Raw genomic sequence first — 11,375 nt, forward strand, 5'->3', positions numbered from 1 at the left:
AGGGATTTAGAATGGATTTATTACAGGATTTAGCATGGAGAGGAATTATTTACCAGCAGTCAGACGCCGAAGGGTTAAAAGAGCTTCTAGATACAGAGAAAATCTCACTATATTGTGGTGCCGATCCGACGGCGGACAGTTTGCATATCGGGCACTTGGTACCGTTTTTGACATTGAGAAGATTTCAACAGCATGGTCACCGACCTATCGTATTAGTCGGCGGTGCAACAGGGTTAATTGGTGATCCAAGTGGAAAGAGTGAAGAGCGCAATCTTCAAACCCTTGAGAAGGTACAAGAAAATGTTGCCGGTATCCAAAAACAGTTAGCGGCAATTTTCGAATTTGAGGGTGAAAATGGCGCAACAATGGTTAATAACTACGATTGGGCCGGATCGATGGATATCGTTACTTTTTTACGTGACATCGGCAAGCATATCGGTGTTAATTACATGCTCGCTAAAGATACTATTGCCTCAAGGCTTGAAACAGGTATTTCTTTTACTGAATTCACCTATACCATTTTACAAGCAATGGATTTCAATCATTTGTACCAACACCATAATTGTAAACTGCAAATCGGAGGCAGTGACCAATGGGGTAACATTACCTCTGGGTTAGAATTAATTCGGAAAATGCAGCCTGAAGGGGCAAAGGCCTATGCTTTAACCATTCCGCTCGTGACAAAAGCGGATGGGACAAAATTTGGCAAGACAGAGGGCGGCGCTGTTTGGCTCGACCCTGAAAAAACTACGCCATATGAGTTTTATCAGTTCTGGATTAATACAGCTGATGCCGATGTTATCAAATACTTAAAGTTTTTTACGTTCCTTTCACATGAGGAAATCGAAAAATTAGAAACGGCCGTTGCTGAAGAACCGCATCTCCGTAAAGCGCAAAAGGCATTAGCAGAAGAGATGACACGTCTTATCCACGGCGAGGACTCATTAGAGCAGGCGATTAAGATTTCGCAAGCATTATTTAGCGGTGATGTGAAGGAGCTAACAGCTGCAGAGATTGAACAAGGCTTTAAAGATGTTCCGGCCTATGAGTCAGCTGATGAGGAAAACCTGGTCGACCTTTTAGTTGCGGCAAAAATTTCTCCATCGAAGCGCCAGGCGCGTGAAGACATTACCAATGGAGCGGTCGCTGTAAATGGTGAGAAAGTAACGGACTCCAACTACAGCTTGGTGGAATCCGATAAAATCGAAGGTCAGTTTACCATCATTAGAAGAGGGAAGAAGAAATATACGTTAATTAAATATTAATTAATCAGGGCTTTGGATTTCCAAAGCTCTTTTTTTAATAGAACTTCTATAATACAAAAACCCCCGTGCCAAATTGGAACGGGGGTTTTCTGAAAGATTAACGTGAGTAGAACTCAACGATGAATGTTTCGTTAATTTCAGCAGCAAGCTCAGAACGCTCTGGTAAGCGAGTGAACGTACCTTCTAATTTGTCAGCATCGAAAGTTACATAATCAGGAATGTAATTCGTTACTTCGATTGCTTCTTTGATCACATCAAGGTTACGTGATTTTTCACGAACGCTGATTGTTTGACCAGGTGCTACGCGGTATGATGGGATATCTACGCGAGAACCATCAACTAAAATGTGACCGTGGTTTACTAATTGACGAGCTGCACGACGAGTGCGGGCAAGACCTAAACGGTAAACTAGGTTGTCAAGACGTGATTCAAGAAGAATCATGAAGTTTTCACCGTGTACGCCGCTCATTTTGCCAGCTTTAACAAAAAGGTTGCGGAATTGACGCTCATTAACTCCGTACATGTGACGAAGTTTTTGCTTTTCTTGTAATTGCAATCCGTATTCAGAAAGCTTTTTGCGTTGGTTTGGACCATGTTGTCCAGGAGCGTAAGGACGCTTTTCTAATTCTTTACCTGTGCCGCTTAGAGAGATTCCAAGACGACGAGAAATTTTCCAGCTAGAGCCAGTATAACGAGCCATGAATGACTCCTCCTTCGTGTTTTTATTTTGGTAAAATAAAAACCGTTAAGAAACACAATAACAGTCATTTTGTTTTCATGCACCATCGCCCTAGCAGCGGAGGGTTACTCGATGCACCATCACAAAGATGTGAGGAACAAAATGAAGCAATTAAGTTTATTCTTATAGGCTGCAATATTTTACACAAAGAGTATTATATAATTTTTATCCCCATTTAGTCAAGAATATTTTTGCTTTCTTTAAGATTGTCCCCTATCAAAAAAATATTTAGAAAAAAGTAATAAATTATTCAAAAAAACCTTCCAAATGTATGCCATTATTAACTATAATTGGATTGTGATGTATATATCTGGAAGTGGCGGTGGGGAGATTGAATGAATGCTTTTAATGGAGATTTAATTTTGGAAGAAAACAAATATAAGAAATTATTTCAAATAACCGAAAAACTTCATTCGTCCCTGGATGTGGATACCCTTTTAGGTGAACTATTCGTTATTCTTCAAGAAGTATATCCTGACTTTTCGTATTACTTACTTCTTTCCCAGGACACTCACAGCCACAATGACCTACCGAAAATTGACCTTAACTATGATAGTGAAAATATGACAGCAATTAATTCCTATGCCTCGGGAAATATCCAATTTGAAAATTCCATTGTTGACAAGCACGCCATTCTCTATGCCCCATTAAAAGGGCGGCAGGGGGTATATGGCGTATTGCAGGTAATTGCTCCAAATACACCGCAGTTTCCCGATAATGAGGTAGAATTTATTACTTTATTAGCGAGGTGTGCAGGAAGCGCATTAGAAAATGCCCAGCTTTATCAACAATCAAAGAGAGCCATATCTGATTTGCAATTAATCAACGAAACTTCGCACCGTTTAAATTCTAACCTGCGGCTTACCGAGACGATGACATTTATGTCGGGACAAATTAAGAATACATTCGATGCGGAAGAAGTTGGTTTCTTTCTATTTTCTCATGATCAAGTAAAGGTGAAAGTACTCTCAGGCTCCACGCCTTATTTTTTCACAAAACAGGCTCAAATCTATATTGATTACATAAAGGAAAAGATTCAAAAAGGAAGCGGCCCATTGTTTATTGGAGATTTAAATCTTCCAAATAAAACGAGCTTTCATTCCATTATAGCCGTACCTATGATTCAAAGACAGAAATTAAAAGGGTTTTCGATAATTATGCATCAAATGCCCTATTTCTTCTCATTCGAGACATTTAAGCTGCTTCAATCACTATTACATCATTCATCATTGGCACTTACCAATTCTCTGCTTCGTGAGGAATTGGAAACATTGGTCATTACGGACCATCTTACAAAGCTCCACTCTCGGAAGTTTTTGGATGAAAAAATCCAGCGTTCGATGAAAAAGGATGAAGAAGGCACCTTTATTCTCATCGATATCGATAATTTCAAAGAAATTAATGATACCTATGGACATCAAATTGGAGACGAGGTGCTTATTCAGTTAGCCGATTTAATTAAAAGGAATATTCACGGGCGGGATATAGGTGCCAGGTGGGGCGGGGAAGAACTGGCCATCTACCTACCGATGGTTCCCTTGAACACCGGGACAGCAATAGCAGAGAGATTAGTTGAAAAGGTTTCAGAAAGCACGAATCCGCCTATTACAGTATCATGTGGTGTTTCCTATTGGAGTAAAGACCGCCTTGATTCTTATCAATATTTATTTAAAAGAGCGGATGAAGCTTTGTATACAGCCAAAGAAACAGGAAAGAACAAGGTTATTATCCAAGGAGACAATATATCCGTGGGCTAGGCACTCATTACTATGAGTGCCCTAACGATATGCCGGCAATCGCTATATTTTATTAGTAATTTTGGTAACGCCTACAAACGGGAGGGATTCACATTGGAGAAGAAGAAGGCGCGGTTTGAAACGGAAGTTATTCATGCAGGCTATTCTAACGATGAACATCAGGGGAGTTTAGTTCCGCCCTTGTATCAAACATCCACGTTTACCTTTGCAAATGCTGAACAAGGGGAAAGAAGGTTTGCCGGAAAGGAAGAAGGCTTTATTTATTCCCGTTTGGGAAATCCAACGGTGAAAATACTTGAAAACAAGATGGCCGTTCTTGAAAAAGGAGAAGCAGCGTTAGCTTTTTCGTCGGGGATGGCTGCTGTAAGTGCAGTATTAATGGCCTTAACAAAAACGGGTGATCATATCCTTTGTTCCCAGGGAGTTTATGGTTGTACATTTGGGCTGATGGAGCTACTAAAGGATAAATATGGAATTGGACACAACTTTTCGCTAATGGATTCAAAGGAAACACTAGAAAATGATATTTTGCCTAATACAGCTTGTATTTATATTGAAACGCCAATAAATCCTACGATGAAGCTTGTCGACCTGGAGATGGCTGCAAGGATAGCGAGTGAAAGAGGAATCCCGGTTGTTGTCGATAATACCTTTTGTTCACCGTATTTACAAACGCCAATCGAATTAGGCTGTGATATTGTTATTCATAGCGCAACAAAGTATATATGCGGCCACGGAGATGTTATTGCCGGGCTGGTGATCGGAAAAAAGGAATTTATTGAAACTGTGTCCCGAACGACACAAAAGGACATTGGCGGCATTATCTCTCCCTTTGATGCCTGGCTATTGTTAAGAGGAATAAAAACACTTCCAGTCCGGATGGATCGCCATTCAGCAAATGCAGCTCATCTGTTTGAATTTTTGAGAAGTCACGAAAAGGTCGACTCCATCTATTTTCCAGGGGATCCAGAACATTTGGATTATGAGATTATGAAAAAACAAATGAAACAACCAGGGGGCCTCATTTCTTTTACAATAAAAGGAACAAAGGAAACTGCGCAAAAGTTTATCAATCACTTACAACTGATAAAAATTGCTGTTAGTCTTGGCGATGCTGAGACATTGATTCAGCATCCCGCAACAATGACTCATGCAGTTGTCCCTGAGGAAGAACGGAGAAAAATGGGGATTGAGAATACCCTGCTCCGTCTCTCAGTAGGCCTTGAAGCATGGGAGGATATTAGAGAAGACCTAGAGCAGGCATTTGATAAAATATAACGAAAATTAGCAGGGGCTTCGTGCCGGTTACGGTGATTAAAGAATGCGAGTGAACCGTCTCTCCTTACGGCAGCTTGCCAAATATAAAAAAATTGCAACACACTTAGCCAGGTTAGAAAAAGTGTTTTGCAATTCTAGTTTGATTTTGCCCCCCTGTTGATTGGAGCGGAGGGCACTCGACTCCTGCGGGATAGAGAGGTTACGGGAGACCCCGCAGGCGCCAAAGCGCCGAGGAGGCTCCCGGACCTCCCCGCGGAAAGCGAGTGCCCGGAGCGGAAATCAACAGGCCAGTTAGCAGGAACAATCTATTAACGAAAAATTGCCGAGAAATATACCCTTTCTCAACAATCTGACTCGCCGTGAGCGGCGAGTTTTCTTTATAAGTATTCTACAAGGACAGCTGTGAATTCTTCGAGCTGTTGTTGATCCAATTCATCAAAGCGGTTTGTTTCTGGTGAATCGATATCTAATACACCAATTAATTGACCGTCTTTTACAAGTGGAATGACGATTTCGGATTGGGAGGCAGCGTCACAAGCGATATGGCCTGGAAATTGATGTACATCTTCAACACGAATCGTTTCCTGTTTCAAGGCAGCGGTACCGCAAACCCCCTTGCCAACTGGAATGCGGATGCAGGCAGGAAGCCCTTGAAATGGTCCCAGTACTAGTTCTCCATTTGTATCCATTAGATAGAATCCGACCCAGTTAATGCGATCAAGAAACTGATTTAATAGAGCAGAAGCATTACTGAGGTTAGCAATTTGGTTTTTCTCGTCATGAAGAAGTGCACGCAATTGCTTTTTCGCGAGCTCATAATTTTCTTCACGGTTTCCAGTATACATTTCGACGTTAAACATGAAATTTCTCCTTTTTTTCTTATACTTTATTAATTATCTTATCAGAAATAGAAGAAAATAAGCACACTTTGTCGATATTTTTATGAAGGAATCAGCAGGGACGCAAAGAATCATTATTTAAGGGATAACTGTAGGGGGAGAATGAATGAAGGAGAATGCAAAAGAAGCAATTGTTAAGGCTGCTATTTCGTTGTTTAATTCAAATGGGTATTCGGGAACGTCGATTAGAGATATTGCCAGTTTAGCAAATGTAAATCCAGCAGCTATTGCCTACCATTTCAAGAATAAAACAGGTCTGTTAGAATTTTGTTTTATGCATTTTTTTGAACAGTACAGCAGCAAAATAGAAGAAGCGTACGCTTTCATTGATCGAGGTGCAAAAGAATGTTTAAAACGGATTGTAGCAGATTTGCTCTTTTATCAAAGTGAAAATATTCAGCTAACCAGTTTTGTATATCGGGAGATGTCGATAGAATCACAAGTTGTCAGAGAAATCATGTCAACTTATTCATTGAAGGAAAAATACTATTTCCAGAAGATATTTGAAAGGGGCTTCGAATGGAATGAATTCCGCCCACATTCAATTCCCTATTTAATAATCCAGCTAAAAGGCCTGTTGATGATGCCATTTATGAATACGCGTTATATGAGAGAGGTCTTGTACGTTTTTCCAAATGAGCAGTTCTTTCAGCAAAAATATTTAAAAGATATTCACTTATGGATTGATAAAACCCTTTGCTCGGACGTGCCAATAAAAAAGGGAGCAGTAATAAAATAGCGGAAATCGCTATTTTTTTTTGGCAAAACTGAGCTCAATTCTAGAAAAAGTAAGGATTTGAAACAAACGTTTATTTTATTTTACAAAAAAATTGAAAATTATAGTCAAAAATTGTCGTTTACATGGTATCATTAAGGCATTGAAGCGAAACTTAACTAATTAATATAATAGATGAAAATCATATAATTGAATCAATGTTTTTGGATATAGGGGGCTTACAAGTGATTTACTATTTCATTGGATTTTTCATCCTCGTACTTGCCTTATTTGTATTGGGATATTTAATAAAGAAAAAATATTTTAAAGAAATGGACCGGTTGGAAGCGTGGAAAATCGATTTAATGAACAGGCCAGTACTCGATGAAATGTCGAAGGTAAAGCAGTTAAATATGACAGGCCAAACGGAAGAGCTTTTCGAAAGTTGGCGGAATCAATGGGACGATGTTGTTACCGTACAGCTTCCTGATTTAGAAGAGATGCTTTTTGATGCAGAAGAGTACATAGATCGGTATCGATTCAAAAAAGCGAAAGGTGTCCAACAGGCAATTCAAGCTAAACTACAGGATACTGAGGTACAGATAAAGAGGATATTGGAAGAGCTGCATGAGTTAGTTGGCAGTGAGGAAAAAAACCGGGTTGAAATTGAGGAGCTAAAAGAACTCTATCGAGAATCGAAGAAGATGCTTCTGGCACACCGTCACAGCTTTGGCAATGCTGAAAAACGCTTAGAAGCGCAGCTTAGTGAAGCGGCACAAAAATTCCAAGAATTTGATGAAAAAACCGAACTCGGTAATTACCTTGAAGCCCGAGAAGTGGTTTTACTAATGCAAAACCAGCTTGGAACGATTAAAAACCATATGGATTTGATTCCGCAGCTCTTAATTGAATGTCAATCACTACTTCCTAATCAGCTGACCGAGTGTTTAGACGGACACCGTGAACTGACAGAACAGGAATATTATTTAGATCATTTAAATTTGGGTGAGGAAATTAAGCGTTTGGAAGAAAAGCTTGCCGAGAATTTGCGATTGATTGAAGCAACAGAAATTGAACAAGCAGAAGAAGGAATTAAGGAAATAAAGCAAAGAATTGATATCCTTTTTGACCACTTAGAAAAAGAAGTTCACGCCAAGCATTATGTAGTAAAGAATGAAAAGGCAGCCTATGATCTTCTAACTGCTGCTCAGGAGGAAAATGAAAATCTTTCAAATGAAGTAATCCATGTTCAGGAAAGTTATCAGTTATCTGACAGTGACTTTGAAACACAAAGGAATCTTGAAAAGGAACTTGGCACTGTTTATAAACACTATGATATTCTGATTGAAAAAATAAAATTGAATACAACAGCTCAAAGCGTGATTGGCGAGGAATTAAGTGCAATTAAAGATCAGCTGGATGTCATCCGCGATGGGCAGCAGGATTTTGCACTAAAACTCCAAGCGCTCAGAAAAGATGAACTAGAAGCAAGGGAAACGATTAAAGAGCTTACAAAAAAGGTAGGAGAAACAGTTCGTTTTGTTTCTAAGAGTAATGTCCCTGGATTGCCTGCCGATTATAAATATTTATTAGAGGATACAAATGAAAGTATTCAAAATGTTAGATATCAGCTGGAAGAAAAGCCATTAAATATTTCTGCCCTCAATCAGTACTTAGAAATTGCCGAGTTAACCGTTGAAAAACTTGTGAATACTACCTTTGAAATGATTGAGAATGTCACGCTTGCTGAGAAAGCCATTCAATATGGAAATAGGTATCGCAGCCGCTATCCATCCGTTTCAAAAGGATTACTAGAAGCGGAAATAGCATTTAGACAATATGATTATCAAGAAGCTTTGGAACAAGTCGCAGCCTCATTAGAGGGAATTGACCCGGAAGCCTTGAAAAAAATAAAAGCTAGTATTGAAGCATAATTACAAAAGGAAACTCGCTGGCAGCAAGCCAAGCGAGTTTTCTTTACTTTTTCAATTCAACAAGTTTATGATAAGATTTATTTTTGAAAGTGCGATTTTCTTGGAGGAGAAAAAATGATTTATTTTGATAATAGTGCAACGACTAAACCATATAAAGAGGTATTAGATTCTTTTCTGACGGTTTCTAGTGAATATTTTGGAAATCCCTCCTCACTCCATGGTTTGGGGGGACAAGCCGAAAAGCTCCTTTCACAGGCAAGGGATCAAGTGGCCAAGCTGCTAGCAGTGAAACCATCTGAGATTTATTTTACCTCCGGCGGCACAGAAGGGAATAATTTGGCGATAAAAGGTGCTGCATTGTTAAATAAGAATCGAGGCCGGCATTTGATTACATCAAGTGTTGAGCACCCATCGGTTAGGGCAGCAATGGAGCAGCTTGAGCAGGAAGGCTTCGAGATAACGTATTTGCCTGTTGACGAGACAGGAAGAATTTCAGCCGCTGACGTTGAAAAGGCAATCAGAAAAGAGACCATCTTAATCTCGATTATGCATGTTAACAATGAAGTGGGAACCGTGCAGCCGATTGAAGAGGTTGGAAAAATATTAAAAAATTATCCAACAATTTTATTTCATGTCGATGCAGTTCAAAGTATTGGTAAAGTTCCCTTGTCTTTAACCGAAAATAGAGTAGATTTTTGTTCTATTTCCGGGCATAAATTTCATGGATTAAAAGGTACAGGTGCCTTGTATATTCGTGAAGGTGCAAGGCTTGCTCCATTATTTTCCGGGGGCAGTCAAGAACGGAAAATACGGAGTGGCACCGAAAATGTAGCGGGGGCAGTTGCGCTTTCAAAAGCACTTAGAATGACGATGGAGAAAAGTGCAGCAGGTACTGAGAGAATGAAGAAAATCCAGAGCATGTTAAGAACAGGGTTGAATGGAATTGAAGGGATCAACATAAATACCCCCATTGAAAATGCAGCACCGCATATTTTAAATTTTTCACTAAATGGGTTGAAATCAGAGGTTTTTATCCATGCACTTGAGCAGCGGGAGATCTTTGTCTCGACGACTAGTGCCTGTTCTTCAAAAAAGAAATCACCAAGTAAAACGCTTCTCGAAATGGGTGTCCCGGAAAGTGCGGCTGAAAGTGCCGTCAGGATAAGCCTTTCCTTTGATAATACTGAAGCTGAGGCCAGGACCGTTATCGAGGCGATTGAAAAAACGGTAAACCAACTACGAAAGGTTATGAATTAAATGAACTATGACCGTATACTAATCCGCTATGGAGAAATTTCAACAAAAGGCAGAAATCGCAATAAATTTGTTGAAAAGTTAAGAAAAAGTGTGAGAATCGCTCTTGCCCCCTTTCCGAAAATAAAAGTAGAGGCAAGCCGCGACCGGATGTATGTGTTATTAAATGGAGAAAATGGTATAGAAATCATTGAAAAATTACAGACTATATTTGGGATTCAGTCATTCAGCCCGGCAATAAAGGTAGCTAGAGATGTGGAAACGTTAAAACAGGCGGCGCTCCAATTAATTCAATCCCTCTATAAGGAAGACCAAACATTTAAAGTAACCACTAAAAGGTCTGATAAAACATATGAACTAGATACGGATGGTGTCAATCAAACGATTGGGGCACATTTGTTAAAGAATATTCCCGGCATAAAAGTAGATGTAAAAAATCCTGATATTAATTTGCGGGTTGAGGTCAGAAAGGAAGCCATTTATTTATCGTGCGAAACCATTCAGGGTGCCGGCGGCCTTCCAATCGGCTCAAGCGGCAAAGCAATGCTCATGCTTTCCGGCGGCATTGATAGTCCAGTTGCAGGCTATATGGCAATGAAGCGCGGTGTTGAGATTGAAGCTGTTCATTTTTTCAGCCCTCCATTTACCAGCGAAAGATCAAAGGAAAAGGTTATTGATTTAACGAAGAAGCTGGCGGAGATTTATGGTTCAATCACTTTGCACGTTGTACCATTTACAGATATTCAACAAACCATACGCGAACAAATCCCGGAAAATTATTCGATGACAACAACAAGAAGAATGATGCTGCGAATCACGGATGAAATTCGGAAGAACCGTGAAGGGCTTGCCATTATTACGGGAGAAAGTCTCGGACAGGTGGCCAGTCAAACGCTTGAAAGCATGTATACGATAAATGAAGTGACCAATACGCCTGTATTACGCCCATTGATTACGATGGACAAGACGGAGATCATTAAGATTGCACAAGAAATTAATACGCTGGAAATATCAAACAGGCCATTTGAGGACTGCTGCACCATCTTTGTTCCAGCCTCCCCAAAAACGAAACCCAAAAGAGAAAAAGTAAATCACTATGAAAGCTTTTTTGATTTTGAACCAATGATTCAAACAGCTGTCCAGGAGATTGAAACACTTGTGATTAAACCGGACACTGCGGACACCGAAAAGCAATCAGAATTTAATGGGTTATTTTAATAAAGTAAATTTTGAACTTTTTGTGAACAATTACCAGTTGTGAGATGGAATGAAGCTCATCAATTCTACACATTCTATACTCACAAGGAGGTGATATCACATGGCAGGCAACAATTCAAATCAATTAGTAGTTCCTGGTGTTGAACAAGCTCTTGACCAAATGAAATATGAAATTGCAAACGAATTTGGTGTAAATCTTGGAGCAGACACTACTTCACGCGCTAACGGTTCAGTTGGTGGTGAAATCACTAAGCGTTTAGTTCAAATGGCTGAGTCTCAATTAGGCGGCGGATTTTCTCGATAATAAAAAATAAAT

Annotated in this window: 10 protein-coding genes; 8 read left to right on the plus strand and 2 right to left on the minus strand. The window is 39.7% G+C overall.

The features are described 5' to 3' along the window. Positions 1 to 11: 11 nt before the first annotated feature. Positions 12 to 1,265, plus strand: coding sequence for a tyrosine--tRNA ligase (tyrS, locus tag ACFVSW_RS19720; RefSeq protein WP_387318314.1), 1,254 nt, complete (start codon positions 12 to 14; stop codon positions 1,263 to 1,265). 97 nt (positions 1,266 to 1,362) lie between these two features. Here the strand turns inward: tyrS and rpsD are convergent, their stop codons facing one another. After that, the gene (gene rpsD, locus ACFVSW_RS19725) at positions 1,363 to 1,965 is read right to left on the minus strand and encodes a 30S ribosomal protein S4 (protein ID WP_387318315.1); all 603 of its coding nucleotides are present in this window, start codon (positions 1,963 to 1,965) and stop codon (positions 1,363 to 1,365) included. Between the two features lie 374 nt (positions 1,966 to 2,339). Between rpsD and ACFVSW_RS19730 the strand changes: the two genes are divergently transcribed. Next, positions 2,340 to 3,761, plus strand: a complete 1,422-nt coding sequence (locus tag ACFVSW_RS19730; protein WP_387318316.1) for a sensor domain-containing diguanylate cyclase — start codon at positions 2,340 to 2,342, stop codon at positions 3,759 to 3,761. Positions 3,762 to 3,854: 93 nt separating this feature from the next. Further along, the gene (gene megL / locus ACFVSW_RS19735) at positions 3,855 to 5,039 is read left to right on the plus strand and encodes a methionine gamma-lyase (RefSeq protein ID WP_387318317.1); all 1,185 of its coding nucleotides are present in this window, start codon (positions 3,855 to 3,857) and stop codon (positions 5,037 to 5,039) included. A 377-nt stretch (positions 5,040 to 5,416) separates the two neighbouring features. Here megL and ACFVSW_RS19740 read toward each other — a convergent pair whose 3' ends face one another. Beyond that, positions 5,417 to 5,899: a GAF domain-containing protein gene (locus tag ACFVSW_RS19740; RefSeq protein ID WP_387318318.1), complete on the minus strand. Its 483-nt coding sequence runs from the start codon at positions 5,897 to 5,899 to the stop codon at positions 5,417 to 5,419. Between the two features lie 145 nt (positions 5,900 to 6,044). On the opposite strand from ACFVSW_RS19740, the gene refZ reads away from it, so the two are divergent. The 5 genes from refZ to ACFVSW_RS19765 all read left to right on the plus strand — a co-directional run bounded on the left by refZ (position 6,045) and on the right by ACFVSW_RS19765 (position 11,363). Then, on the plus strand, positions 6,045 to 6,677 hold the full coding sequence (gene refZ / locus ACFVSW_RS19745) for a forespore capture DNA-binding protein RefZ (RefSeq protein ID WP_387318319.1): 633 nt from the start codon (positions 6,045 to 6,047) through the stop codon (positions 6,675 to 6,677). 221 nt (positions 6,678 to 6,898) lie between these two features. Beyond that, positions 6,899 to 8,587 (plus strand): septation ring formation regulator EzrA, encoded by a 1,689-nt coding sequence (gene ezrA, locus ACFVSW_RS19750; protein ID WP_387318320.1) that lies wholly within the window; start codon positions 6,899 to 6,901, stop codon positions 8,585 to 8,587. A 114-nt stretch (positions 8,588 to 8,701) separates the two neighbouring features. Next, positions 8,702 to 9,844, plus strand: a complete 1,143-nt coding sequence (locus ACFVSW_RS19755) for a cysteine desulfurase family protein (RefSeq protein ID WP_387318321.1) — start codon at positions 8,702 to 8,704, stop codon at positions 9,842 to 9,844. Continuing rightward, positions 9,845 to 11,059, plus strand: a complete 1,215-nt coding sequence (gene thiI / locus ACFVSW_RS19760; protein WP_387318322.1) for a tRNA uracil 4-sulfurtransferase ThiI — start codon at positions 9,845 to 9,847, stop codon at positions 11,057 to 11,059. 100 nt (positions 11,060 to 11,159) lie between these two features. Continuing rightward, entirely contained in the window at positions 11,160 to 11,363 is a 204-nt protein-coding gene (locus ACFVSW_RS19765) for an alpha/beta-type small acid-soluble spore protein (RefSeq protein ID WP_387318323.1), read from the plus strand. Positions 11,364 to 11,375 lie beyond the last annotated feature (12 nt).

Origin of the sequence: Neobacillus sp. NPDC058068 (assembly GCF_042885335.1) — a bacterium.
Classification (GTDB): domain Bacteria; phylum Bacillota; class Bacilli; order Bacillales; family Cytobacillaceae; genus Neobacillus.

Coding starts and splice junctions, on each gene's coding strand:
- tyrS (WP_387318314.1), top strand. CDS start 12: ATGGATTTATTACAGGATTTAGCATGGAGAGGAATTATTTACCAGCAG.
- rpsD (WP_387318315.1), bottom strand. CDS start 1,965: ATGGCTCGTTATACTGGCTCTAGCTGGAAAATTTCTCGTCGTCTTGGA.
- ACFVSW_RS19730 (WP_387318316.1), top strand. CDS start 2,340: ATGAATGCTTTTAATGGAGATTTAATTTTGGAAGAAAACAAATATAAG.
- ACFVSW_RS19740 (WP_387318318.1), bottom strand. CDS start 5,899: ATGTTTAACGTCGAAATGTATACTGGAAACCGTGAAGAAAATTATGAG.
- refZ (WP_387318319.1), top strand. CDS start 6,045: ATGAAGGAGAATGCAAAAGAAGCAATTGTTAAGGCTGCTATTTCGTTG.
- ACFVSW_RS19755 (WP_387318321.1), top strand. CDS start 8,702: ATGATTTATTTTGATAATAGTGCAACGACTAAACCATATAAAGAGGTA.
- thiI (WP_387318322.1), top strand. CDS start 9,845: ATGAACTATGACCGTATACTAATCCGCTATGGAGAAATTTCAACAAAA.
- ACFVSW_RS19765 (WP_387318323.1), top strand. CDS start 11,160: ATGGCAGGCAACAATTCAAATCAATTAGTAGTTCCTGGTGTTGAACAA.